Consider the following 25657-nt stretch of genomic DNA (forward strand, 5'->3'; position numbering starts at 1 on the left):
CAACAGCAAAGGAATGATACATTGAATTTCGCTAGATAAAATCTCCACTTTGCTGTTATGTCTGATGCGATTCGGCTGGCCTATACAAATATTAATCAACTTTGGGCTTATATCTTCACTGAAACCCTCAAACGTCTAGGATTAAGCTGTGCAGTGATTTGTCCTGGTTCTCGTTCCACACCCCTAGCCGTCGCCTTCGCCCAGCAAGTTCCTGAGATTGAAGCAATCTCCATTCTAGATGAACGTTCCGCCGCCTTTTTTGCTTTAGGAGTTGCCAAAGCCACCGGTCGTCCTGTAGCTATCGTTTGTACTTCCGGTACTGCGGGGGCTAACTTTTATCCGGCAGTCATTGAAGCTAAAGAAAGCCGTGTACCATTATTGATATTAACCACTGATAGACCGCCAGAATTGCGAGATTGTCACTCTGGACAAACCATAGATCAAGTAAAACTCTATGGTAGTTATCCCAACTGGCAAACAGAGTTAGCCATACCTTCCCCAGAAATAGGAATGCTAGCGTATCTGCGGCAAACTCTAATTCATAGCTGGGAGAGAACCCAAACCCCAACACCGGGGCCTGTACATCTAAATATTCCCTTTCGTGATCCCCTTGCGCCCATCCCCCACACAGAGGCGTTGCAGGACAAGCTTCTACAATCATTACTATCAAAATTCGACCCCGAAGAATTCTTTGCCGACATCACCAATCCCCAATCCCCAATCCCCACTCCCTACTCCCCATTCCCCATTCCCCACTCCCACCGAGGAATCATCATTGCCGGAGTTGCCCAACCACAGCAACCACAGGAGTATTGTAGAGCGATCGCTCACCTTTCTCGCACTCTCCAATGGCCTGTACTAGCAGAGGGACTTTCCCCTGTCAGAAATTATGCTCAACTCAACCCCTATCTAGTTTCTACCTATGACCTCATTTTGCGAAACCAGCAACTAGCCAAACAGCTAGCACCGGATATAGTGATTCAGATAGGGGATATGCCAACCAGTAAAGAACTACGCACTTGGCTAAACACTCACCAACCCAGACGTTGGGTAATTGACTCCAGTCACCAAAATCTTGACCCCCTGCATGGGAGGACGACGCATTTGAGAATGAAGGTTGAGCAGTTTTTGGAAGGAGTGGGGGAAGTGGGGGGAGATGGGGGAGTGGGGGAAGCTAAAACTACATCCCCCTCATCCCCCTCATCCCCCTCATCCTCCTCATCCTCCTCATCTTCCTCATCCCCCTCATCCCCCGACTATCTGCAAATGTGGTGTCAAGCTGAAGCCAAAGTTAGGGCAAATGTAGACGCAACTTTGGCGAATATCGAAGAATTAATTGAATGTAAAGCAGCTTGGCTAATTTCTCAGGTACTACCGCCGGGAACGCCATTATTTATCGCTAACAGTATGCCTGTGCGGGATGTGGAATATTTCTGGCAACTGAATAATTTAGGAGTGCGATCGCATTTTAACCGGGGTGCTAATGGTATTGATGGCACATTATCCACTGCTTTAGGAATTGCCCACCGTCAGCAAAGTAGTGTGATGTTAACAGGAGATTTGGCTTTACTACATGACACCAATGGTTTTTTAATCCGCAATAAATTTATTGGACACCTAACAATTGTCTTAATTAATAACAATGGTGGGGGAATTTTTGAAATGTTACCCATCGCCAAATTCGACCCACCATTTGAGGAGTTTTTCGGTACTCCCCAAGATATTGATTTTGCTCAATTATCTACTACGTATGGTGTACAGCATGAATTAATTACTTCTTGGCAGCAATTACAGCAAAAATTGAATCCACTACCAACACAAGGAATTCGAGTTTTAGAGTTGCGGACAAATCGCAAAATTGATGCTCAATGGCGACGGGATAATTTGGGTAAATTTGCAATGGATATTGTAACTTAAAGAAACTCAGCCATTCTTTCTACGGCGGTTTCTAATACAGATGGTTCATGCACCAAAGCAAAGCGGACATATCCTTCCCCAGATTTGCCAAAACCAGCACCGGGAGAAGCCGCTACACCCGTTTGTTTAACTAATTGGGTACAGAAGTCTACAGAATTTTGACTCCAGGGTGAGGGTAATTTTGCCCAGATGTACATGGTGGCTTGAGGAGTGGGAACATACCAGCCGATGTGGTGTAAGGCTGTAATAAACGCATCACGACGCTGACGGAATTTAGCTACAGCCGCTTGTACTCCAATTTGGGAACCAGAAAGAGCTGCGATCGCCCCATTTAAAATTCCCCGATACTGATTAAAATCTACGGCTGCTTTGACTTGCCGTAAAGCCTGAATTAACTCGGCATTCCCGATGGCGTAACCAATGCGGAAACCACCCATATTGTAAGACTTAGACAGCGTGAAAAACTCAATTGACACACTCTTATCTGGATCAGCTTGCAGAATAGAAGGCACAAGGGATTGAGCATGGGATAAATTCTTCTCCCAATCCCCAGTCCCCAATCCCCAGTCCCCAATCCCCAGTCCCCAATCCCCAACCCCATCAAATACCAAATCTACGTAAGGGAAATCATGAACCAGGGCGATATTATGCTGCTGACAGAAAGCTACTGCTTCCTTAAAGAATGATAAAGGCGCGATCGCGGCTGTGGGATTATGAGGATAACTTAAAACCATCATCCGCGATTGGGCTAACACAGAGGCAGGAATGTCACTCAGTACAGGCAAAAAATCATTCTCTGCTTTCAATGGCATGGGGTAGATTTGCCCACTAGCTAGGTAGACTCCGCCCGCATGGGAAGGATAGCCTGGATCGAGCAGTAAAGCAAAATCTCCAGGATTGAGCAAAGCCAAGGGTAAATGGGCTGTACCTTCCTGGGAACCAATTAAAGGCAGTACCTCAGTTTCAGGATCAACTTTTATCCCAAACTTTTGTTCATACCAATTCGCCGCCGCTTGCCGAAATCCTCGCGTACCGTGAAACAGTAAATAACCGTGGGTACTAGGATCATCAAGCGATTGCGCGATCGCCTCAATGACGTGGGGTTCAGCCGGTAAATCAGAAGAACCCAGCGATAAATCAATCAACTCTTTACCTGCTGATAGAGCCAATGCTTTGGCTCTATCCATATCAGCAAAGACGTTAGATTGCAGGGGTTGTAACCGTTGTGCAAATTGCATAGTAGTCAATGATTATTAGTCATGAGTGAGATAGTGCGTTCCTGTCGCCTTGCGTCGGAAAGCAACTATCGAACCCGTAAGGGTCGATAGTCAATAGTCAATGGTCATACTATGGACTATTAACTATTGGCTATTGACTAATTATTATTTAAGTGCGTATCTAGGAGATTGAGTAATTTATCTTTACCGATTACTCCTTCAGTGGATGCTAGGAGTTTGTCTCCTTGAACCAGTCTCAGAGCTGGTACACCTTCTACTTGGTACTGTTTCACCGTCACAGGGTTAGGATCTACTTCTAGTTTGACAACTTTCAGGCGATCGCTGTACGTATTAGCAGCTAGATTAATTAGTGGCGACATCAATTGACACGGCCCACACCAGGAAGCCCAAAAGTAAACTAATACAGGCTGCTCGGCTTGCAACACTTCAGTTTCAAACTCAGCATCAGTGATGGTGATTACACCCTTACTCATTGCAGTCTCCATTAGTTGGCATCGATCAAAGTTGACACACAAAATACTGTATCCCAAAGTTGTCAACAGTCCATAGTCTATAATTCAGAGATATTGTCTTAGGTCACGATACCTTCACCAAAGTCATCACCCCTAATAGGGTGATCTATCGGCATTGATTAAAAAGATAAATATTGCTCAATGGATGGTTGTTGACGACGCAAAGCCGTCATTGCCTGTTGCTGGATTTGACGCACTCGCTCTCGACTGACATTTAACTTCTCCCCAATCTGAGCCAAACTTCGTTCTTGATTATCCAAAAGTCCAAAGCGCAAAATTAATACTTCACGCTGCACGGGTTTGAGTGATGCTAACAAATCACTTAAGTCTTGGCGTAGTAGTTCTTGGGTGATCTGTTCATTTGGTGATATACCTTCATCCGGTAAAAGTTCACTTAGTTCTGTATCTTGGTTATCCCCCACTTTTAAATCTAGAGAAATTGTCCCACTAGCGACACTCAGATATTCTCGAATTTGGCTTGGTTCTAAGTTCAATTTTTGAGCAATTTCTGTGACAGTGGCACGACGATTCAGTGTTTGAAATAATTCTCGCTGTGCCTTCTTAATTTGATTGAGCTTTTCGTTGACGTGAACTGGTAGCCTCACTGTACGGGATTTTTCTGCGATCGCCCTGGTGATAGCCTGACTAATCCACCAGTATGCGTAAGTGGATAACTTATAGCCCCGGTTGGGATCAAACTTTTCTATCCCTCTTTGTAAACCTATTGCCCCTTCTTGAACCAAATCCAGAAACTCCAGATTGCGATGCTGGTATTTTTTAGCAACCGAAACCACTAGCCGCAGATTTGCTGTGATCATCTTTTGCTTGGCTCGTTGCCCTTGCTGAAGTATTTGATTGACTTCAGTTTCGCTTTTGTTTACAAAATCTGCTAATTCTGCTAGCGTTGGTTCCCGATGCAATTGTTGACTAAGCTGTTGTTTATGCTCCTCAATGGCAATCATTTGTTGTACTTGTCTGCCATAAGTTATTTCTTGGTCTGATGTTAATAAAGGGAACTGACCAATTTCTTGCAAATAAACACGCACCATGTCAGAACTCAGGCTGGACATACAACTTTACCACTTCTCCACAATTAGACGAACTTAAAAGTATAAATCAAATAGCCCCATAAGTTTCTCCCCTCCTCGATAGTTAAAAAGGGAGTTTTTGCAGGAGTAGGTAAAACTTACTATCTTACCTATTCTTGCCCACAAATCTCAGACAGGGCAATCCCTTGTAAATTTAGCAGCCCGCACTCACTGCTTGTGGGAATGTGGGTAGTTGACAGTAGTATTAGAGAGCAGATGGAGGAATTAACAGAGGATTCACCTGTAGTTTCAGAACGACATTGGCAAAAAGCAAGAGCCGTACTTTCTGCACATGAAGCTAGTAAAAAGAAATTAGACGGTGCCAGTTAATACCAATGAGAAAGTTTTTAATAATTCGTTGAGCGTATAAGGTTTTGAGAGAAATGCTTTCACCCCAAGGCTAGAAAATTCAGCTATTGTTTCATTTGATGGCAGCCCACTAGAGGCAATAACTTTGAGATGGGGGTTGATTCTATGTAATGTGCGGATGGTTGTGAGTCCATCCATATCTGGCATTGTCATATCTATGAACACCAGACTAATTTCAGCTTTATGTTCGACGTATAGAGCGATCGCTTCAATGCCATTATTAGCTGTTAGCACTTTGTAGTTATAGTTGGACAACAATACTTTTGCCGTTTCTCGAATCGACTTTTCGTCATCTACCAAAAGTATTAATTCTCCCTGCCCTTTGGGTAATTCTATTTCTCTTACGGGTTGCTGTTGTCCGTCTGTGACTGCTGGCAAATACACCTGGAACTGACTGCCTTTTCCTAATGTGCTTTCCACATTCACGAATCCGCCATGATGTTTGATGATACCCATAACAGTTGAAAGTCCCAGCCCTGTACCCTGACCAACTTCTTTAGTGGTGAAAAATGGCTCAAAAATTCTCTCCAAAATTTCGGGAGCTATGCCACTGCCGGTATCTGCAACACTGACCATAACATATTCACCAACTTGGGCATCCAGATACCTACGGGCAGATGTTTCATCAATAAACAAATTGGTTGCATAGATACTTAAAGAACCGCCATGAGGCATAGCATCGCGGGCATTGATACACAGGTTCATCAGCACTTGGTGTAACTGATTACCATCAGCGCAAATATTCCAAAGGTCTGGGGCTAGATTCGTAGAAAGTTTAATTGATTTGGGAAATGTTTCTTGGATAATATATTGAATTTCGCTAACTATATGTTTGATGTTAATAATCGTGTGTTTTCCGGATACGCCTCTGGAAAACGACAGCACTTGTTTGACTAAAGCAGATCCGCGTTTAACGTTACTTTCCAGCATCTTCAGCAATTGCTGACTTTTTTGATCAGGTAATTTCCTTTCTAATAATTCCAACGACAGTAATATAGGTGACAAAATATTATTTAAATTGTGGGCGATACCACTAGCTAATGTCCCAACACTTTCTAGTCGTTGGGCGCGGAGAAATTGAGCTTCAATTTGTTTTTTTTCGGTGATATCTTCAGCTATACCACCATAACGATAGATTTCTCCTTGGGCATTGCGAATAGGAAAGCTGCGATCGCGTAGCCAGCGAATTTCTCCATCAGGACGTACAATGCGATACTCCACATCATAATGAGGATTTGTGACCGGTACTATAGACCTCACTTTTTCTAAATCTTCTGGATAGATGGCATCAAAAAATGAATGAGGATTATCGTATACATCTTGAACATTTCTTCCCCAGATGCGAGTATAGGCATGGCTGACATAGATGATCTGAAAATGTCCTTTGGCGGCAATCCACAAGACGGCATCAATATTTTCTGCTAGCTGGCGGAAGCGTTCTTCACTTTCCTTCAGTGCGATTTCAGCTTGTTTACGCTCAGTAATATCTTGCACTGTCACATTTACCCCAACAACCTGCCCATCACTTCCTTTTAAGGGGTAGTAACTACTGAGCCAATCTTTTTCTACTCCTGGCTGGGCTGGTGTTGTACCGTGAGTTTCAACATCTAAAACAGGTAAGCCAGATTTAATCACTTGGAGATAGATTGGTTCTAGTTCATCAGCCAGTTCTGGTAAAACTTCCCGAATCCTACGCCCAATCTGTGCTTTTACTGGTAAGCCGTTGATTTCAGCCAAGCGTTCGTTTATACGCACATACCGCAGATTTGTATCAACTACACACATTCCAATCGGAGTTGTGGCGTAGATAGCTTCAATCTCTGTGAGTTGTTGTTGAGCAATTTCCTGACTTTGGCGTAGAGCTACTTCCGCTAATTTGCGTTCAGTGACATCTAATCCTGAACCAATGAGTTTAATAACTTGCCCTTGTGAATTGCAAATAGTCTCTCCTCTACCTTCAACAAACCGAATTGTTTGATCAGGGTGGATAATCCGATAATCGAAGTCAACGCTGATTCCTGTTTGAATCATGCGCTCGGTCATATCGATCATTAATGCTCGATCATCAGGATGAACTAACTGGAGCATTTCTTCATAAGTTGGTTCTGGCTGGGTGGGATCTAGCCCAAAAATGCGAAAGAGTTCTTCTGACCAAGTGATTTTGCGACTGAGTACATCAAATTCCCAACTACCTAACCGAGCAACTCGTTGGGCAAATCGTAAACTAGCTTCGCTTCTTTTTAAAGCTACTTCTGCTTGTTTACGTTGCGTAATATCTTGTACAGCACAGAGTGCATATACTATCTGCCCTTGTTCATTATAAATTGGTGTGCTGACAACTTCTAAGGAGATCACGCGATCGCCTTGATACAATTCCATATCATCAATTGTTAATGTTTCGCCTGCCAAAGCACGTACAACTGGCAGTTGGCTAGTGGGATAGGGTGCTTGAGTTCCGGCTCGATAAAGTTTATAAGCTTGGGAAATTTCCTCAGAAGTCGCTTCCCGTACACTTTCATCCCCAGCTATTTGCATTGCTACTGAATTGGCGTAGATCATTTTTCCAGTGGTATCGTGCATGGCTACACCCACAGGGAGTCCATCTAGTAATTGCGCTAGTTGGCTTTCCCGTTCCTTCACTTGGGTGTAGACTTGGGCATTGGTGATGGCGATTGCTGCTTGTCCAGATAAAATTTCGATCAGTGCCAAGTGGTATGCACTAAAGTGTCCACTCTGCTGATTCTCTAGATACACTATGCCTTTTAGTTGCCTGTCATACACAAGTGGTACACATAAAATCGATTGCGACTGATGGGCTTGAATGTAAGGATCAGTGGTAAATTCACCTGTTTGTGTGGCGTGGTTTAAATTTACACTGGTTTGTTTTACACCTACATAGTTAATAATGCTATGGGGTAGGTGATGCACAATGGGGATTGATTGTAATAAGCTTGTGGTGCGAATTTCTGTGGAGTGCAACTCACCAGCCGCTTCTATCACCCATTCACCAGCTTTATCCATCACCAGAAAGCCGATATGCGCTCCTGTGTTCTCCATAAATATCTGGATTAAGGCAGGAAGTAACCGAGAAAGTACAATTTCCGCCGCTATTGCTTGGGATAGTTGTACTAGGGTAGTTAAATCTAATGTCAACTCTTGGTTACTACTGGTTAAATTCATAGCTTTACTTGGGGGCATATCTGCTCTAAGAGTTGCTCTCAACTATTATGAATTGTTTGTTTGTCAGATTTGCATAAGCTAGCCAAATTTTATTAGTGACGGATTTAGCAGGTTGCAAACAATGCTCACATAAAGAATCAGGCAATATCCTCAAATTTCTTGACTATGCTAAATATATAGTGTTAGTCTTAATCAGACCAATTGGTCTTAAATACTTTTAATGTCTAAAGGCGAAGAAACAAAAGCTCGTATTATCCAACAAGCAGCAGAACTGTTTAACCAACAGGGGTATGCTGGTTCGTCTATTTCTGACATCATGCGGGTAACGGGATTAAAGAAAGGAGGAATTTATAATCACTTTCAAAGTAAAGATGAGTTAGCATTACAAGCTTTTGATTATGCGATCGCTTGTGTAAGTAAAAATTACAGATTAGCATTACGTAATGAACGTCATGCAATTGCCAGGTTAAAGGCGATAATTAATGTATTTAGCAGTTCTGTAGACAATCCACCCGTCCCTGGAGGATGTCCGTTACTAAATACGGCTGTAGAAAGTGATGATACTCACCCTGTTTTAAAAGCACGCACACAGCAAGCTATGACTGCTTGGCTCAATCTCATTCGTCGGATTATTGAAAGTGGAATTGCCAAAGGTGAAATCAAGGCTGGAGTCAATGCAGATGAAATCGCTAGTATCATAACTGCAACTTTAGAAGGTGCGATTATGATGACCAAGTTATATGAAGATAAGATTTATATGCAAAGAGCAGTTAATCATCTTTATCAATACATAGACACTCATCTGTAAATTCATGGCACACAGGCTAATACCAATTCAAAATACAAAAGAATAGATATCACAAGGGTTTAATTCCTTGACTCTCTCCTAAACGTGGCTACCACCTTTCCTATACTATTTAGGTGGAATTTTTTTACGTCAAAACAAACCTATCGGTCTTTTTATCTAGGAGTTTTCTATGCTGAAATTTTACTATGCTCCCCTTTCACCTAATGCTCGGCGTGTGTGGATAACTTTATTAGAAAAGGAAATTGATTTTGAACCAATTCTATTCAAATTAAATGGTGATCAATTACAACCAGACTTTTTAGAAATCAACCCATTTCATCACATTCCAGTGATAGTAGATCAAGGTTTTAGAGTCATAGAATCATTGGCGATTTTAGATTATTTAGAAAGTAAATATCCCACACCAACATTGTTACCAAGTGAGCCTCAAACATTGGCAAAAGTCAGAATGGTGCAAACGGTGACAGCTAATGAACTATTCCCAAAAACAATTTCACTCATTTGTGATAGTCCTGATTCACCGCAGTTTCTCCAAGCAGTGCAGCATATAAAGATAGTGCTGCAATTTTTAACAGACATCATAGGCGATCGCACTTTCTTTGCAGGGGAACAATTAACCCTAGCAGATATTGTTGCAGGAACAGTTGTACCTTTTTTACCTAATTTGGGCGTGAGTCTGAATGATTACCCCCAACTACAAAACTGGTGCGAACAAATCAACCAGCGTCCAGCATGGCAGAAAACCAAACTCAGCGAAGCAGACTTTGAGGAATTCAAACGGCGGGTGAGATTTTTGGTGAGACTTCGTAGGCGTGAGATTAATCGAGACAATCAAGCTGATGAAAATAAATAAACTATAGAAACATCTGGTAGGGTGGGTATCTTGCGCGAAAAGACAAGATACAGGATATGTTCTGGATACTACAGTATGAGGCGATCGCACTGACCAACAGTATCATCTATTATTGGTGATATGCACTCCCAGCAAATTTAACCTGGGTCAAATTGAGTATTGATATTTATGGACAAACAACCGATACAAGTAATTGGAGGTGGACTAGCTGGGACAGAGGCAGCATGGCAAATAGCCCAGGCTGGAATACCAGTAATCTTACATGAGATGCGTCCCCAACGCTTCAGCCCCGCCCATCATACAGAACATTTGGCAGAGTTAGTATGTAGTAATTCCTTTGGGGCGATGGCAAGCGATCGCGCGGCGGGTTTGCTGCATGAAGAATTACGCCAACTCGGTTCTATCGTCATATCTAAAGCTGATGAACACGCAGTTCCGGCTGGGGGTGCGCTGGCTGTAGATAGAGGACAATTTGGGCAAGATTTAACCGCAACTTTAGCAAATCATCCTTTAATTGAGTTCCGGCGCGGGGAAGTTCCAGCTATTCCCGACGGAATTGTGGTTTTAGCCAGTGGCCCCTTAACCAGTCCCGATTTAGCGGCAGACTTGCACCGCTTCACCGGGATGGAATATATGAGTTTCTTTGATGCAGCTAGCCCCATCATTGTGGGAGATTCCATTAATCGGGATATTGCCTTTATGGCATCACGCTATGACAAAGGTGAAGCCGCCTATCTCAACTGTCCCATGAATAAGGAGCAATATCTGCGTTTCTGGTCAGCACTTTGTCAAGCTGAACAAACAGAACTCAAGGACTTTGAGAGAGAAACCGCCAAATTTTTTGAAGCCTGTCTCCCCATTGAAGAACTCGCACAACGGGGGGAAGACACCATGCGCTATGGCCCCTTAAAACCAGTAGGGTTGTCTGATAGCCGGACTGGGGAACGTCCCTATGCCGTAGTGCAGTTACGCCAAGAAGATAAAGCCGGTCAGTTGTGGAATATGGTTGGCTTCCAAACAAATCTGCGTTGGGGTGAACAAAAGCGCGTCTTCCAAATGATTCCCGGTTTGGAAAAGGCTGAATTTGTGCGGTTGGGAGTCATGCACCGCAACACCTTTATTAATGCACCTCAATTAATGCTACCGACTCTGCAATTTAAACAGCGTCCTACATTGTTAGCGGCTGGACAGTTGATTGGCACTGAAGGTTACACAGCCGCCGCCGCCGGTGGTTGCTTGGCGGGAATTAATGCGGCGCGGTTGGCTTTAGGAAAAGAACCATTGACGCTACCCAATACAACCATGATGGGGGCATTGTTTGATTTTATCAGTTCCGCCTCACCTAAACACTTTCAACCAATGCCGCCGAATTTTGGGATTTTTCCCGATTTAGGGATGAAAATCAAAAATAAACAGGAACGCTACGGACGTTACCGCGATCGCTCCTTAGCTGATTTGGCTAGTTGGAAAGGAAATCTCTAGGGGTATAGGGGTGTAGGGAGAAGAACAAAATAAATTCTTTCTTCCCTTACACCCTTACACTAATCCAACAAATCAGGTTCTTGACGCACAATCATGTCATATAGAGGTTGAAAACTAAACCAACCCATTTGTGCAGAACCTACTTGGCTGTGTGCCACACTAGCAAATTCTGGTTGGATTAATTTGGGTTTACCAGCAGCTTCCGCTAATAATTGGGCTTGACAAGAACGTTCCATAGCAATGAACCACCAAGCAGCCTCATCAACGGTTTTTCCAACTGTTAACAAACCATGATTTTGTAGAATAATGGCTTTATGATTACCTAAAGTTTGGGCAATGCGTTGACCTTCTTGGGGGTCGAGAACTACGCCGGTATAATCTGCAAAAATACTATGGTCTTGATAAAAAGAACAAGCATCTTGGGTGAGGGGATCAAGCAGACGACCAAGACTAGACCAGCTTTTACCGTAAAGTGAATGAGCATGAGCCGCCGCTACTACATCGGGACGGGCTGCATGGATTTGGGAATGAATAGCAAAAGCAGCTTGATTGACAGGGCGATTGCCAAAAATTACGTCCCCTTCATGATTAACTAAAATTAAATCACTAACTTTAATTAAGCCAAAGTGCATTCCGAAAGGATTTACCCAAAAATGATTGGGGTTTTCTGGGTCACGGGCGGTAATATGGCCTGCGACACCTTCATCAAACCCAAACCGAGAAAATAGGCGAAAAGCTGCTGCTAGTCGTTGTTGGCGATGTAACCTAGCTTCAGCAATAGAATTAAAAGTTGGTGGTTGAGGCGCATTTGGTTTTTCCCTAGTTGTAACTTGCATTTTGCCCCCAATTTATGTCAACGTAAATTGATACTTTAATCAAAAATAACGTTAATGTGCAATTCACAGCAGTTATTGACGATTATTTAGTAAATTAATTGAAATTAATTCCAAACTGGTCTAAGTAAGTCGGTGGGAAAAAACAAAACTGAGTTAAGAAAGGTAAACAAAGCTATAACCCTCTTCCCTTCTGCCTTCTGCCTCCTGCCTCCTGCCTTGCCATAGCGATAATTTTTAACACTGAACTACTTATGAAACGTCGAGATATTTTAAATACTACTGCGATCGCTACAGCCACTACCGCTTTAGTTTCCTGCACCCGCACAGCCACATCTCCTAGTAGCTAAAAGCTGTAGAACCAGAGAGAATAAAGCACACGCAGCTCATCGCCCCGCTACCGCCAACACAACTCAGCACTCAACTGTTAGATATGCTCGTGTTTTGGGAACAATGCTATTTATGCTGGCAATCCCTTGGCTGAATATAACAGCATGAAAGCGCGATTTCTTCAACACGTAAAATTTTGGTGGTGTTTGCTGATACTTTGCTGGCTTCTGGTTTGGCTACCGGTATCTGCAACACCTGCACCCACAGTTAACAACCTCCGACAACAACAGCAACAAATTAATCAAGAACGCCAGAACGTGATTCAGGAACGCGATCGCCTGACTAATTTACAACAGGCGGCGCAAAATCGCTTAACTGGGATAGCTAATAACCTACAAACTACCAACAGCCAGATTCAAGACAGTGAAGCGCGATTACAAGCTGCTACCCAACGCCTCCAGCAATTAGAAGCTGATTTAGCCTTAGCAGAACAAGCCTATCAACAACGACAATTAGCCACAATGGCTAGATTAAGGTATCTCCAGCGATCGCCAATCAGCCAAGGATGGGCAGTGTTATTACAAAGCCGAAATATCAGTGACTTTATCAGTCGGCGCTATCAATTAAAGTTAGTGTATCAAGCAGACCAGAAAATGTTGGCAAAACTTGCAACTCAAGCCAACCTGATTAATCAGCAGAAAACACAAGTAGAAGAACAAAAGAATGAAGTTGCTTTGATTAGGGAGCAATTATTAGCGCAAAAAGCCGATTATCAAGCTCAAGCGCAGTCTCAATCAGAATTAATTCAACGGCTAAATAGCGATCGCCTAGCCTTAGAAGCCGCACAAAACCAACTAGAGAGAGATTCCCAAAATTTAGAAGTCTTGATTCAACAAAAGATAGCCGAAGCTAGAGCCAGAGAAGCAGCCCAAGCAAAAGCCAATAACCGTAAAAACGACTTTATTGGCGGTACTGGATTATTTGCCATTCCTAGTAATGCACCTACCAGTAGTCCCTTTGGCTGGCGTGTACATCCCATTTTAGGTTATCGTCGCTTTCATGCTGGCTTAGATTTTGCCGCTAGCTACGGGAGTACAATCCGCGCCGCCGATTCCGGGACAGTGATTTTTGCTGGTTGGTATGGCGGTTATGGCAAAGCTGTAATTATTGATCATGGTAGAGGGATAACTACACTCTATGCACACAGCAGCGAATTATATGTAACAGAAGGGCAAACAGTACAAAGAGGACAGGCGATCGCGGCTGTTGGTTCTACAGGTTTATCTACCGGGCCACACCTGCATTTTGAAGTCCGCCGTAACGGTACACCAGTCAACCCAGCCGATTATCTGTAACACCAAATGTCTGATATCGTGATATAATCACAAAGTACGAGGGCGCGTAGCTCAGTGGATAGAGCAACAGATTCCGGTTCTGTTGGCCGGGGGTTCAAATCCCTCCGCGCTCGTTTTTCGTCGATTAACTAATTATTTGTCACTGTTAACACATTAGTGTCACTTTTAAGCAATTTAGAAGTGTGTTGGAGTGTCTCTCAACAAGATATATACTGACAAAGCATTAGTCTCCCAATCTCAGTATCTACTATGGGCAAACTCACGCTGCCACAACTAGAACGTCATCTTTTTTCTGCTGCGGATATTCTGCGGGGAAAGATGGACGCTTCAGAGTTTAAAGAATACATCTTCGGGATGCTTTTTTTAAAACGCGCCTCGGATGTGTTTGAGCAGCAGTATGAGCAGGTTTTGCAGCAGAATTTGCAAAGGGGACGCACAGAAGAAGAGGCAAAAATGAGGGCAGAAAGCCCCATCAGTTATCAAGAAACTTTTTTTGTCCCAGAAAAAGCGCGGTGGGTATATATTCGGGATGAGCTACATAAAAACGTAGGGCAAGGGCTAACTGATGCTTTGACGGTATTAGAGGAAAGTAACAAATCCCTGGCAGGTGTATTTAAACATATTGATTTTAATCGTCAAGTCGGTAAAAGTCGGATTCCTGATGTCAAGTTGCGGGAATTAATTAAACACTTCAATAAATATCGTTTGCGAAATGAAGATTTTGTATTTCCTGATTTGTTGGGTGCTGCTTACGAATACCTGATTAAAGAATTTGCAGATTCGGCTGGTAAAAAAGGCGGTGAGTTTTATACCCCGCGTGAAGTCGTGCAACTGATGGTGCGGTTGCTAAAACCCCAAGCTGGGATGTCAGTTTACGATCCCTGTTGTGGTTCTGGGGGGATGTTAATTCAGGCGAAGCAATATGTAGAAGAATGCGGTAGTGATGCCAGAAATTTAGCATTATCCGGTCAGGATAATAATGGCGGTGTATGGGCAATTTGCAAGATTAATATGCTGCTGCACGGGATTCGAGATGCAGATATCCACAATGACGACACCCTATTTAATCCCTTGCATACTGCTGACGGTGAACTGATACGCTTTGATAGAGTCATCAGTAATCCGCCTTTTTCGCAAAACTATACCCGTGAGGGAATTGCATTCCCTGGACGCTTTACGCATGGTTATTGTCCTGAGACGGGTAAAAAAGCAGATTTGATGTTTGCCCAACATATGTTAGCCGTTCTCAAAACTGATGGGATGATGGCGACAGTAATGCCGCATGGGGTGCTGTTTCGCGGTGGAGAAGAAAATAACATTCGGGAGAGTTTTATTAAAAATGATCAATTAGAGGCTGTGATAGGCTTACCACCCAATTTGTTTTATGGTACAGGTATCCCCGCCTGTATTTTGGTGATGTGTCCCCCAGACGCGAAACCTGTAGAACGTCAGGGAAAAGTTTTGTTTATTAATGCTGATGCTGAATATTATGCAGGTCGCGCGCAAAATTATTTGCGTCCTGAGCATATCGAAAAGATTTGCTGGGTGTTTGAAAATTTTGTGGCTTTACCTGGATATTCTGCTGTAGTCACTCAAGAACAATTAAAAGACAACGATTACAACTGTAATATCCGCCGCTATGCTGATAATGCGCCACTACCAGAACCGCATGATGTACGGGCGCATTTGTTGGGGGGTATTCCTAAAGTAGAGGTAGAGGCTAAATCTTCTCTATTAGCTGCACATGGTTTTGATGCAACTAGGATTTTTGTGGGAAGAAAGACCTAACCCCCTACCCCCTTCCCTTGTAGGGAAGGGGGAATATGTAGAGACGTTGCCTGCAACGTCTCTACAATTGTAAGAGAGAGGTAAATATTTAGTTTTGACGGTGTTTAATTATGACTGCTTTAACCTTACAATTACCTCCTAATCTGCAATTTACTGATGAGGAATTTGCCCAAATTGTCGCCGTGAATAAAGAATTACGGCTAGAGTTAACTGCTGAAGGGGAATTAATTATTATGTCACCTACTGGGGGAGAAACGGGAAACCGTAATTTTGAACTGTATCTTGATTTAGGAGTTTGGAACAGACAATATAAACTCGGAAAAGCTTTTGATTCTTCTACTGGGTTTAAACTACCAAATGGGGCAACTCGTTCGCCTGATGCTTCTTGGATCAGGATAGAAAAATGGGAAGCACTGACACCACAACAAAGAAAGAAGTTTCTCCCTTTGTGTCCTGATTTCGCAGTGGAATTAGTTTCTGAAACTGATGATGTGGAAGATACTAAAGCTAAGATGCAAGAATATTTAGCCAATGGTTTACAACTTGGTTGGTTAATTAATCCTAAAGATAAACAAGTAATAATCTATCGCCCCAATCAAGCACCAGAATTTTTACAATCTCCCACAAGTTTATCGGGTGAAGATGTTCTCCCTGATTTTGTTTTAAATTTACAGCAGATTTTTGCATAGATGACTGATTATCTTGATTTTATTCCTACTATTACTGAGCGTTCTCAAATTAAAAGTTTTATCGAATCTGATGCTGGTGTGCAGCAGCAAGAAAGCAAACTTTATAGTGTGTTTGCTGCATGGTGGCAAGTACACGCGCCTAGTTTGAGTGAGTTGCCTAAAACTAAAAAGGTGATGGAACTCCGGGCTGAGTTTTTGAGTTCTTTTGTGGATAGTTTACAACCTGTGGGGTTACTTGACCGCTTTAAAGTGGTGGGTGTGGTTGCTAGTTGGTGGAATGAACAGAGGTATGAACTGAGAACTTTATCAGAGTCAGATTTTGGTGGTTTAGTTGATAGTTGGGTAGATACGATTAAAGATGCTTTAGAGCAAGATGAGGATGAGAAGAAAAAGCAAGCAAAATTTGACCCTCTAAATCATAAATTGGTTGGGCGATTGATGCCGGATTATTTGCAAGATATTGCTGAGGCTGAAGCGAAAATTGCGGAATTAGAACAGCAAAAGGAAGCTTTTGAGCAGGGTGAGGAAGCTGAGGCGGATGCAGGGGAAGAAGGGGAAGAATCAGAAGCTGTTAATATTGTCAAGGATTTAGAGATAAAACTTAAGTATTTGAAAAATTTGATTAAAGAGCCGAAGAAGGAACTCAAAATTTTAAAGAAGTCACCTTTATTGAATGCTGATAAAATTGCTGAACTTGAGGTTTTTATTCAAGAGCATGAAGTAGAAATTGCCGAGATAGAAACTCAATTAGAACCCTATAAGGAAATTGTGAAGCAGTTGCGGGAAGCGAAGGCAGAATTAAAGACATTAAAGGATGAATTGGTGAAGCGTTTGGAAGCTGCGCGGGCTGCTTTGAGTGATGAAGATTGTCGAGATTTGGTATTAGCAATTTTCAAGGATGGGTTAATTGCTGAATTGGAGCGATATGTTACCACACACCGTCAGCAGGTGATCGCGGCGGTAGAAAATTGGTGGGATAAGTATCGGGTGACGTTGCAGGATATTGAGACGGAACGGGATGCAGCAGCGCAGAAGTTAAATGAGTTTTTGCAGGGGTTGGGGTATGTTTAAATCGTGTCACCATAGAGGTAAATTTGAAAATTGGGCAATTTATTGTGTATGGACAACCTAATTATTCTTGATGATGTAGCAATACCATCCGAATTATTAGCCGCGACTGATAAAGCTATCCAACAAGGAAAAGCTAAAAGTCGTAATGATTTTATTGCTAAAGCCTTGCGTCGGGAATTAGAAGCAATCAAACGGACAGAAATTGATGCTCAATTATCAGAAATGGTTAATGATGAGGATTATCAAAGGGATGTGTTGCAAATGGAAGCTGAATTTGCAACTGCTGAATGGGAAGCTTTTAAGTTAGCGGAATCTCAAGAATGAAACGCGGCGAAGTATATGATGCACCACTAACAATTAAAGGTGCATTATTAAGACAGCGATAATGAACCCTACAGTTTAATTTTATTAACTGGGATATGCTTGATATAGAGTATTGATGAGGATTAATAGCTGATGAAAGTCAAAGTTACAGAACAAGGTGTAGTGATTCCTAAAGAATTTTTAGAGGGAGTTCAAGAGGTAGAAATTCGCAAGGAAAATAATTTAATTGTAGTAATCACAACTATTAAAGACGATCCGATTTTTCAAATGGGGATAAACCCTGTATCTTGTGGTGTTACTGATGCTTCTGAAGAAACTGATGTTTATATTTACGGTTCTGGTGAATGACTAATGTTTTTTTAGATACGAGCTATATCATTTCCTTGGAAACATCTGATGATATTAATCATGATGTGACATTAAAACATTGGCAAAGTTTTATTCAGAAATTACCTCGACTGGTAACTACATCTTATGTTTTTGATGAGATAGTTACCTTTTTTAATAGTCGAAATCGTCATGCTAAAGCTGTTGAAATTGGTAATCGTTTGCTAAGTAGCCCATCAGTGCAGTTTATTCATGTTGATGAAGTGTTGTTTTTTGAGGGTTGGCGATTATTCCAGCAGTATGATGATAAATCTTATTCACTAACTGATTGTGTTTCGTTTGTGGTAATGAAACAGTTGGGAATTTCTACAGCTTTAAGTTTTGACAAGCATTTTGTTCAGGCTGGTTTTGAAAAGCTACCCTGAAAGCTGGTTGAGTGAGTTTTTGCAAGGGTTTGGGTTATGCGTGAGGTTTTGGTTAAGAATGAGGAGTTTAAGGATTCGCCTGTTGGGAAGATTCCGCAGGATTGGGACGTTGAGCTTTTATCAACAGTCTCTAAAAAAATCCAAGATGGAACACATTTCTCGCCAAAAAGTAAAGAAGGGAACTTTAGATATATCACTTCAAAAAATATTCGTTTTGGATATTTAGATTTAACAGATTGTGGATGGATTTCCAAGGAAGAACACGAAAAAATCTATTCTAGATGTGATGTTCATTATGAGGATGTTTTATTAACCAAAGATGGTGTGAACACTGGTAATGCAGCAATTAATACCTTAAGTGAACCATTTAGTTTGTTATCAAGTGTTGCTTTTATTCGACCTGATAAAAATCAATTAAATGCAAAGTATCTTTTACAATATATTCTTTCTCCAATTGGGCAACGTCGGCTAACTGATATGATGTCGGGGCTAGCTATTACAAGGCTAACTCTTCAAAAAATCCAATCTTTTGAAATTCCCATTCCTTCACTATCTGAACAACAGCGTATTGCTGAGATTTTGGATACGGTGGATGAAGCGATCGCCCGCACATCTTCCCTTATTATAAAACTTAAACAAACCAAAGCCGGACTACTGCAAGACTTACTCACACGCGGCTTGGATGAAGATGGCAAATTGAGAGATCCAGAAGCACATCCTGAACAGTTCAAAGACTCGCCACTGGGTAAAATTCCGCAAGATTGGGAAGTAGTAAGCTTAGTATCTTTATGTCATAGAATTACTGATGGTTCACATCAATCAGTTAAAACATCAGATAACGGTGTTCCATTTCTGTATGTTTCTTGTGTGAGAGATGGAAAAATATTATGGGAACAAGCAGCGAAAATACCTGAAAACACTTATGCAGAGATTTCAAAAGGACGTGAACCTGTACCTGGATTAATTTTGTATACTGCTGTTGGCTCTTATGGACACGCTGCTCTAGTTCGAGAGAATTATAAGTTTAGTTTTCAGCGACATATTGCTTATGTTCTTCCTAATAAAGAAACTATAGCTCCTGAATATTTAGTTACATTTTTAAATAGTCCACAGTGCAGAAAATACTCTGATCAAGTGGCTTTAGGTAATGCTCAAAAAACAGTTACACTCACCGCTCTATGTGGTTTTCCTATTGCATTACCAGAATTAACAGAGCAACTACGCATTGCTGAAATTTTAGATATTCATGACACCCGCATTCGCACAGAAGAAGCCTACCTTAACAAGCTCAAACTCCAAAAACAGGGGCTAATGCAAGACTTATTAACAGGCAAAGTGCGAGTTAGGAAAATCAAATAATCCAACAGTATGAGCCAGAAGCTAACAGCAGCAAGAGTACCAACACCAGGAAAAATTCTAAGTAGAGAACTAGAAGCGCGTGGCTGGACACAGAAAGATTTAGCCGAAATTATGAGTCGTCCAGTTCAAACCATCAACGAAATTATCAGGGGAACTAAGCAAATTACCCCAGAAACAGCTATCGAACTCTCCCAAGCCTTGGGAACTTCCCCTGAGTTCTGGACAAACCTAGAAGCAAAATATCGTCTTCACTTAGCGGGAAAAGACTCATAACTAACAGTAACCTGCTGCTGATGTTCTAAACTTTTATCTCGATTTTGAAACTCATCTAACAACCGATAGAAAGCATTAAAACCCTCTTGCTCACTTCCACAGTGCAGCATAATAATCTTTGCCCAAGAGTTAGAAGTTGACACATGATATTTTTTCTGCACCCAAGGCTGAAACTCTCGATAAAAATCCATTTCCTCCTCAGTTGCTTTAACTTCTAATTCTCTTAAAGCAGTTTTAAAACCAACTAAAAAATGAAACAAATCACTAACAGAAGCACGCCCAATGTACATACCTGGCTTAGATTTAATCTTATGCAATATTTCAAATAATTTACTCATTTTAATTTTTGATTAACAGGATGTTTGAAAAGTCGCAAAGTATACTAGAAACCTCTCTCCAAACCTCTCCCCTTGTAGGGGAGAGGCTTTGAAACCCCCATTCCCTTGTAGGGAAGGGGGGTAGGGGGGTTAGGTTTCCGAGGTTTTGGTGTTAGCTATAATACTTTTAAAACATCCTCTAAAATGCTTTAGGTAGTCCTGCTTGTTTCAAAACAGCATTAGCAGTATGACGCGACTTGATAGAACCATCTACCACAAACCTATGCTCTGAAATTGGACTATACCAAATTTCATGATCTCCCTTGCCTTGTCGTTCAAAATAACAACCAGCCTCAGTCAGAATCTTTTTCAATTCAGGAGTAAAAGACGCACCCATTGATCAAGCCACCTGAATTAACTCTTGTCGATGGCTGATTAACTCAAAAGTAATTGAGCCTACATAGTCAGAAGCTATTATTCCATTCAAAACAATAAGTTCAGGAATCATGACTCGAAGCTTTTGCGTGAGAATTTCCATACTAGAGGCTTCTGTTGCTAAACCTGGCACATCTTCGCTAGTTGCAACCCAAACTTCAGCATCTTTATCCCAAAAGGCTTGAACTTTTAAGGTGATTTGTGACATTATCAAGCGTTTTGTTGAATTTGCAACGGGATAGTTATATTTTACAGCAGCTTTTACTTGGATAGACCACAGGCATAACATAGAATAAAACTGATTTAAAGGTAAGTTCTATTACAGTAATCTCCTCAAACTTATGATTGTGGGTTTACTCTTAATTTGGATATATTGCCCTTAATTATCGTAATTAACCCAAAATATTGCCTCTATGCCCCAACAAACTCCTGAGTATATTCATGTAGAAAAACCCACCATTGAACAACTCACGGGCATGGGATGGCAATATATAGAAGGCAATTGGGACAACCCCGCAATTACCGAACGCGACAACTTTAAGCAAGTTCTACTGACACAACGCCTTAAAGCCGCCATTAAACGCATCAACTTAGATGACAACGGCAACCCTTGGCTAGATGATATCCAAGTTCAAACCGCAGTCAGTCAGTTAGAACGCCTGGGTGCAAACAAATTAATGGAAGCCAACCAAGCCGCCACAGAATTGCTACTTAAAGGCACTACTGTTTTAGGGCAAGACGGCAAACAGCACACCGTGCATTTTATTGAATTTAATCCTGAATATTGGCAGCATAACGATTTTCTCGTCATCAATCAATACAGATTAGATCCGCCTTGGGCAACAGGTAATCGGGGGTTCATCGTCCCAGACATCGTACTACTTGTTAACGGCATCCCATTAGTAGTAATTGAATGCAAAAGCCCCAATTTAGATAACCCCATAACCGAAGCAATTCAAGACTTATTAAAATACTCCAATCAACGGGGTAGCAGTCAACCAGAAGGCGCAGAAAAATTATTCCACTACAATTTGCTGATGATAGCAGCCTCTAGAGGACGGGCAGCAGCCGGAACTATTGGCGCAAATTATGAACATTATGTTGAGTGGAAAGATACCATTCCTAGCCCGCAAGGGGAAATTGCTGCACAATTAGGCGTTTCTGAATTAAATTCTCGCCAAACCCTCATCGCCGGAATGTTGAACCCAGCTAATCTTATCGACATCCTGCATAATTTTACTCTGTTTAAAACCAGTGGCGGACGCACTATCAAAATTGTCCCCCGTTACCAACAATATCGGGCAGTTCATAAAGCCTTACACCGACTGCAACACAATCAAACCCGCGCCCAACATGGCACAGATGACCAACGCGGTGGGATTATCTGGCATACTCAAGGTTCAGGTAAAAGCCTGACAATGGTTTATCTAATTCGGAAAATTCGCACTATTCCAGAATTACGCCGCTTTAAAATTGTAGTCGTTACTGACCGCCGAGACTTAGAAAGACAACTTGCAGATACCGCCGTCCTCACAGGAGAACCATTACAAAAAGCGAAAAAAGTTAGAACATTAGAAAATTACTTGCAACAACCAGGTGCTGGCTTAGTCTTCGGAATGATTCAGAAATTTAAAGGCGGAGAAGATTCTGAAGAAGAAGCAGAAATTGAACCAATTCCCAAAAACCTCAATCCTTCCGAAAATATCTTAGTGCTAATTGACGAAGCACACCGTTCTCACGCCAAAACTCTCCACACCAATTTATTAGAAGCCTTACCTAACTGTGTGCGTATTGGCTTTACTGGTACACCCATCGTCAAAGCTGCCAAAAAAACCACGCTGCAAATTTTTGGTTCATTTATCGACGAATACAATATCCGCAAATCCCAAGAAGATAAAGTCACTTTACCTATTATCTACGAAGGATTAGAAGCTAGAGGGACTGTAACCCAAGGTGATGACCTCGACCAACTTTTTGAAATTATCTTTGCTGATAAAACCCCGGAAGAACGGGCGTTAATTAAAGCCAAATACGCAACTAAAACCCAAGTTGGCGAAGCACGGGAACTAATTAAAGCCAAAGCTAAAAGTATGTTGTTTCATTATATTGAGCGCATTTTAGCAGGAGGCTTTAAGGCGCAAGTCGTCGCCTCTACCCGTCTCGCCGCAGTCCGTTACCAAGAAGCATTTGTGGAAGCGCAACGGGAAATTGTGCAGCAGTTAGAACACCGCGCCCCCATTCTGCAAAGTCTTGACGCGGAGGCTTTAGAATTGCGTGATGCCGAAACTCGTTTTTTTGCTCAAGCACTACCACATCTTGAAATCATCCGCAAATTAGAATTTGCTACTGTCATTTCTGGTGATAAGGGCGATGATCCTAGTTGGAAAAAGTGGACAGATAAAAGTCAACAAGAAATTAATATTGAGAAATTTAAAAAGTCTTTAGACCAAGATTGTTTAGCAATTTTAATCGTCAAAAATATGCTGTTGACGGGTTTTGATGCACCGTTAGAACAAGTTTTATATTTAGACAGGTCACTGAAAGAATACGAATTGCTGCAAGCGATCGCTCGCGTTAACCGAGTATATAATGACAAAAAAACAGAGGGGTTAGTAGTAGATTATTACGGTGTTGATATCGCTGCTGCACTCTCGGTTTACGAGAACGTAGATACAGAATTAGCTTTGTTTGATATTCGTGCAGAATTACCAAAATTGCGCGACAGACACCAGCAAGTTATGGCTCTATTCACTGAAAAAGGCTGCACAATCGATGATGTAGACGCTTGCGTAGACTTGCTCAGAGATGAACGGCTGAGAGTCGAATTTAATGATTGTTTCAAAGATTTTCTCAACACTCTCGATACAATACTGCCACGACCAGAAGCACGTCAGCCCTATAATTTTGTGCGAGATGCCAAAAAAATTGGCTTTATTAAAAAAGCTGTTGCTGACCTTTACAGAGATGAAAAACTTAACATTGTTAGTGCAAAGGAGAAAGTTAGGGCATTAATAGACCAATATATTGAATCTCAAGGGATTGACCCCAAAGTGCCACCAATTGATATCATGTCCCTGGATTTTAAAACCCATGTCCAGCGTCATAGCTCAATTAAAGCACAAGCCGCAGAAATGGAATTTGCTGCCCGTCACCATATCAACGTAAACTATGAAGAAGACCCAGTTTACTATAGAAATTTAAGTGAAAGACTGACAGAAATTCTGGAATCTTTAGCTGATAATTGGGAAGCAAAAGTTGAAGCTTTGCGGAAGTATATAGAACAAATCCAAGCTGGTAGGACTACAAATGAGACTGGATTAGATCCTAAAACTCAAATGCCATTTCTTAACATTTTAGGTGAACATTCACAAAAACCACTCCCCGAACTTGCTCAAGCGACTGTGGAAATTGTGGAACATATCCGCCAAGAAGTAAAACGGATAAATTGGAGTAACCAAATTATCCAAGAAGATTTAAGAAAGTGGATAGCAGGTTATTTAGATGAGCATGATTTAGTAAGTTACGAACAACTAGAAGAAGTGGCGGATAAATTAGTCCAGTTAGCTACGAGAAATCGTGATAATTTAATGGTATGACAACTATCACCTTTGGCGACCTGAGTTTTGAAATTCGCCACAGTTCCAAACGCCGCACCGTAGGCATTACCGTTGAACGTGACGGCAAATTAGTCTTGGCTTCTCCCCCAGAAGTACCAATAGAAACATTAGAAAAAATTGTTAGTGATAAACGTTATTGGATTTATAGTAAACTTCTAAAAAAAGAGTTATTTAACCACCCAGTTAACCTTAAAGAATACGTTTCAGGTGAAGGTTTCTATTATTTAGGACGTAGTTATCGTCTCAAAATAGTCGATGAGGTTCAAAAACAACCAATCTTAAGACTATACCAAAGCCGCTTTGAATTACAGAGACACGCACAATCTCAAGGTCGAGAAAACTTTATTCAGTGGTATCGCCAACATCTTCAGGCAATACTAGAACAACAAATCGCCACACTAATTAAACGAGTTAGTGCTTCACCTCGTTCTATCCAAGTACGTGAGTTAGGTAATCATTGGGGTTCTTGCGGACACAAAGGAGATTTATATTTTCACTGGCGAGTGGCGATGCTACCGCGAACGATGATTGAGTATTTGGCAGTTCATGAGTTAGTGCATCTAATTGAACCGCATCACAGCAGTGCATTTTGGGAGAGAGTTGAACGGATTGTGCCAAATTATCAAGAACGTAAACAGTGGTTAGCAGAGAATGGAGCAATTTATAATCTATAGAAATCGTGGAATAATGGGAGCGATCGCATTTAGACGAAATTAAAATTACACCTCATACCCGGATTGCTGCTTCTCTCAGTATCATGTCCAGCAAACCAATATAACCCTTACCGAGTAAAGGTTTTAAGGTAAATATTTTCAAAGACATCAATTTGTCAAGTGGTCACATAATTTGGCGATCGACAGAATCAAATCGATAGGCATCTGCATTTATAGCAGTCGCCATATAGATTAGGACATCAAGCAATCATAAAACCGTTACACGAAGAAGCTTTGGAGTCTGTCACCTGTCACCTGTCCCCTGCTATATTGGCGGATTTGTCAATAGTTTCAATAACAGATTGGGATATTGTTGAAATAGTTTGTAAAAAATTGAGTCTCGCCGCATAAATA

General features: G+C 41.6%; 24 protein-coding genes, 1 tRNA gene and 1 pseudogene. 17 read left to right on the forward strand and 9 right to left on the reverse strand.

Annotated elements, in window-relative coordinates; genetic code table 11:
- Positions 1-57 precede the first annotated feature (57 nt).
- Positions 58-1917, forward strand: a complete 1860-nt coding sequence (menD, locus tag NOS7524_RS07905) for a 2-succinyl-5-enolpyruvyl-6-hydroxy-3-cyclohexene-1-carboxylic-acid synthase (protein ID WP_015137962.1) — start codon at positions 58-60, stop codon at positions 1915-1917.
- Here the strand turns inward: menD and NOS7524_RS07910 are convergent.
- From NOS7524_RS07910 to NOS7524_RS07920, 3 genes are all read right to left on the reverse strand, one after another.
- Complete coding sequence (locus NOS7524_RS07910; RefSeq protein WP_015137963.1) at positions 1914-3155, reverse strand: LL-diaminopimelate aminotransferase; 1242 nt, start codon at positions 3153-3155, stop codon at positions 1914-1916. The genes menD and NOS7524_RS07910 overlap by 4 nt on opposite strands.
- Before the next feature lie 137 nt (positions 3156-3292).
- Positions 3293-3628, reverse strand: coding sequence for a thioredoxin family protein (locus NOS7524_RS07915; protein WP_015137964.1), 336 nt, complete (start codon positions 3626-3628; stop codon positions 3293-3295).
- 158 nt (positions 3629-3786) lie between these two features.
- Positions 3787-4737 (reverse strand): RpoD/SigA family RNA polymerase sigma factor, encoded by a 951-nt coding sequence (locus NOS7524_RS07920; RefSeq protein ID WP_041555233.1) that lies wholly within the window; start codon positions 4735-4737, stop codon positions 3787-3789.
- 201 nt (positions 4738-4938) lie between these two features.
- Between NOS7524_RS07920 and NOS7524_RS29890 the strand changes: the two genes are divergently transcribed.
- On the forward strand, positions 4939-5085 hold the full coding sequence (locus NOS7524_RS29890) for a hypothetical protein (RefSeq protein ID WP_015137966.1): 147 nt from the start codon (positions 4939-4941) through the stop codon (positions 5083-5085).
- On the opposite strand, the gene NOS7524_RS27765 is transcribed toward NOS7524_RS29890, so the two are convergent.
- Positions 5068-8304 carry a hybrid sensor histidine kinase/response regulator gene (locus NOS7524_RS27765; protein ID WP_171815357.1) on the reverse strand — a complete coding sequence of 1079 codons (3237 nt, stop codon included), beginning with the start codon at positions 8302-8304 and terminating at the stop codon, positions 5068-5070. The genes NOS7524_RS29890 and NOS7524_RS27765 overlap by 18 nt on opposite strands.
- Positions 8305-8524: 220 nt before the next feature.
- On the opposite strand from NOS7524_RS27765, the gene NOS7524_RS07930 reads away from it, so the two are divergent.
- The 3 genes from NOS7524_RS07930 to trmFO all read left to right on the forward strand — a co-directional run bounded on the left by NOS7524_RS07930 (position 8525) and on the right by trmFO (position 11447).
- Positions 8525-9112, forward strand: coding sequence for a TetR/AcrR family transcriptional regulator (locus NOS7524_RS07930; protein ID WP_015137968.1), 588 nt, complete (start codon positions 8525-8527; stop codon positions 9110-9112).
- Positions 9113-9281: 169 nt separating this feature from the next.
- A complete protein-coding gene (locus tag NOS7524_RS07935; RefSeq protein WP_015137969.1) occupies positions 9282-9965 on the forward strand; it encodes a glutathione S-transferase family protein in 684 nt (227 codons plus the stop codon).
- A gap of 168 nt (positions 9966-10133) precedes the next feature.
- A complete protein-coding gene (gene trmFO, locus NOS7524_RS07940) occupies positions 10134-11447 on the forward strand; it encodes an FADH(2)-oxidizing methylenetetrahydrofolate--tRNA-(uracil(54)-C(5))-methyltransferase TrmFO (RefSeq protein ID WP_015137970.1) in 1314 nt (437 codons plus the stop codon).
- Between the two features lie 59 nt (positions 11448-11506).
- Here the strand turns inward: trmFO and NOS7524_RS07945 are convergent, their stop codons facing one another.
- Positions 11507-12283 carry a class II aldolase/adducin family protein gene (locus tag NOS7524_RS07945; RefSeq protein ID WP_015137971.1) on the reverse strand — a complete coding sequence of 259 codons (777 nt, stop codon included), beginning with the start codon at positions 12281-12283 and terminating at the stop codon, positions 11507-11509.
- Positions 12284-12774: 491 nt separating this feature from the next.
- On the opposite strand from NOS7524_RS07945, the gene NOS7524_RS07950 reads away from it, so the two are divergent.
- The 10 genes from NOS7524_RS07950 to NOS7524_RS07995 all read left to right on the forward strand — a co-directional run bounded on the left by NOS7524_RS07950 (position 12775) and on the right by NOS7524_RS07995 (position 20221).
- The gene (locus NOS7524_RS07950; RefSeq protein WP_015137973.1) at positions 12775-13965 is read left to right on the forward strand and encodes a murein hydrolase activator EnvC family protein; all 1191 of its coding nucleotides are present in this window, start codon (positions 12775-12777) and stop codon (positions 13963-13965) included.
- A gap of 40 nt (positions 13966-14005) precedes the next feature.
- Positions 14006-14078 (forward strand) — tRNA-Arg (locus tag NOS7524_RS07955).
- A 136-nt stretch (positions 14079-14214) separates the two neighbouring features.
- On the forward strand, positions 14215-15753 hold the full coding sequence (locus tag NOS7524_RS07960) for a type I restriction-modification system subunit M (protein WP_015137974.1): 1539 nt from the start codon (positions 14215-14217) through the stop codon (positions 15751-15753).
- A 110-nt stretch (positions 15754-15863) separates the two neighbouring features.
- Complete coding sequence (locus tag NOS7524_RS07965) at positions 15864-16442, forward strand: Uma2 family endonuclease (protein ID WP_015137975.1); 579 nt, start codon at positions 15864-15866, stop codon at positions 16440-16442.
- Positions 16443-17513, forward strand: a complete 1071-nt coding sequence (locus NOS7524_RS07970) for a hypothetical protein (protein WP_015137976.1) — start codon at positions 16443-16445, stop codon at positions 17511-17513.
- 48 nt (positions 17514-17561) lie between these two features.
- Positions 17562-17837 (forward strand): ribbon-helix-helix domain-containing protein, encoded by a 276-nt coding sequence (locus NOS7524_RS07975; RefSeq protein ID WP_015137977.1) that lies wholly within the window; start codon positions 17562-17564, stop codon positions 17835-17837.
- A gap of 132 nt (positions 17838-17969) precedes the next feature.
- Positions 17970-18185, forward strand: coding sequence for a hypothetical protein (locus NOS7524_RS07980; RefSeq protein ID WP_015137978.1), 216 nt, complete (start codon positions 17970-17972; stop codon positions 18183-18185).
- The gene (locus NOS7524_RS07985; protein WP_015137979.1) at positions 18182-18589 is read left to right on the forward strand and encodes a type II toxin-antitoxin system VapC family toxin; all 408 of its coding nucleotides are present in this window, start codon (positions 18182-18184) and stop codon (positions 18587-18589) included. Before NOS7524_RS07980 ends, NOS7524_RS07985 begins: the two co-directional genes overlap by 4 nt.
- Before the next feature lie 36 nt (positions 18590-18625).
- Positions 18626-19948, forward strand: a complete 1323-nt coding sequence (locus NOS7524_RS07990) for a restriction endonuclease subunit S (RefSeq protein ID WP_015137980.1) — start codon at positions 18626-18628, stop codon at positions 19946-19948.
- Positions 19949-19957: 9 nt separating this feature from the next.
- On the forward strand, positions 19958-20221 hold the full coding sequence (locus tag NOS7524_RS07995; RefSeq protein WP_015137981.1) for a HigA family addiction module antitoxin: 264 nt from the start codon (positions 19958-19960) through the stop codon (positions 20219-20221).
- On the opposite strand, the gene NOS7524_RS08000 is transcribed toward NOS7524_RS07995, so the two are convergent.
- From NOS7524_RS08000 to NOS7524_RS08010, 3 genes are all read right to left on the reverse strand, one after another.
- Positions 20197-20559: a hypothetical protein gene (locus NOS7524_RS08000; protein ID WP_015137982.1), complete on the reverse strand. Its 363-nt coding sequence runs from the start codon at positions 20557-20559 to the stop codon at positions 20197-20199. The two genes, NOS7524_RS07995 and NOS7524_RS08000, sit on opposite strands and share 25 nt — an antisense overlap.
- A gap of 178 nt (positions 20560-20737) precedes the next feature.
- Positions 20738-20935 (reverse strand): type II toxin-antitoxin system HicA family toxin, encoded by a 198-nt coding sequence (locus tag NOS7524_RS08005; protein ID WP_015137983.1) that lies wholly within the window; start codon positions 20933-20935, stop codon positions 20738-20740.
- 3 nt (positions 20936-20938) lie between these two features.
- Positions 20939-21181 carry a DUF1902 domain-containing protein gene (locus NOS7524_RS08010; protein ID WP_041555625.1) on the reverse strand — a complete coding sequence of 81 codons (243 nt, stop codon included), beginning with the start codon at positions 21179-21181 and terminating at the stop codon, positions 20939-20941.
- Positions 21182-21386: 205 nt separating this feature from the next.
- Here NOS7524_RS08010 and NOS7524_RS08015 point away from each other — a divergent pair, with 205 nt between their 5' ends.
- Complete coding sequence (locus NOS7524_RS08015) at positions 21387-24569, forward strand: type I restriction endonuclease subunit R (RefSeq protein WP_015137985.1); 3183 nt, start codon at positions 21387-21389, stop codon at positions 24567-24569.
- Positions 24566-25264 carry a M48 family metallopeptidase gene (locus NOS7524_RS08020; RefSeq protein ID WP_015137986.1) on the forward strand — a complete coding sequence of 233 codons (699 nt, stop codon included), beginning with the start codon at positions 24566-24568 and terminating at the stop codon, positions 25262-25264. Before NOS7524_RS08015 ends, NOS7524_RS08020 begins: the two co-directional genes overlap by 4 nt.
- Before the next feature lie 310 nt (positions 25265-25574).
- On the opposite strand, the pseudogene NOS7524_RS29290 reads toward NOS7524_RS08020, so the two are convergent.
- Positions 25575-25652 (reverse strand): annotated as a pseudogene (locus NOS7524_RS29290) (DUF2887 domain-containing protein); the annotation flags it as partial.
- Positions 25653-25657 lie beyond the last annotated feature (5 nt).

Source organism: Nostoc sp. PCC 7524, from assembly GCF_000316645.1.
Classification (GTDB): Bacteria; Cyanobacteriota; Cyanobacteriia; order Cyanobacteriales; family Nostocaceae; genus Trichormus.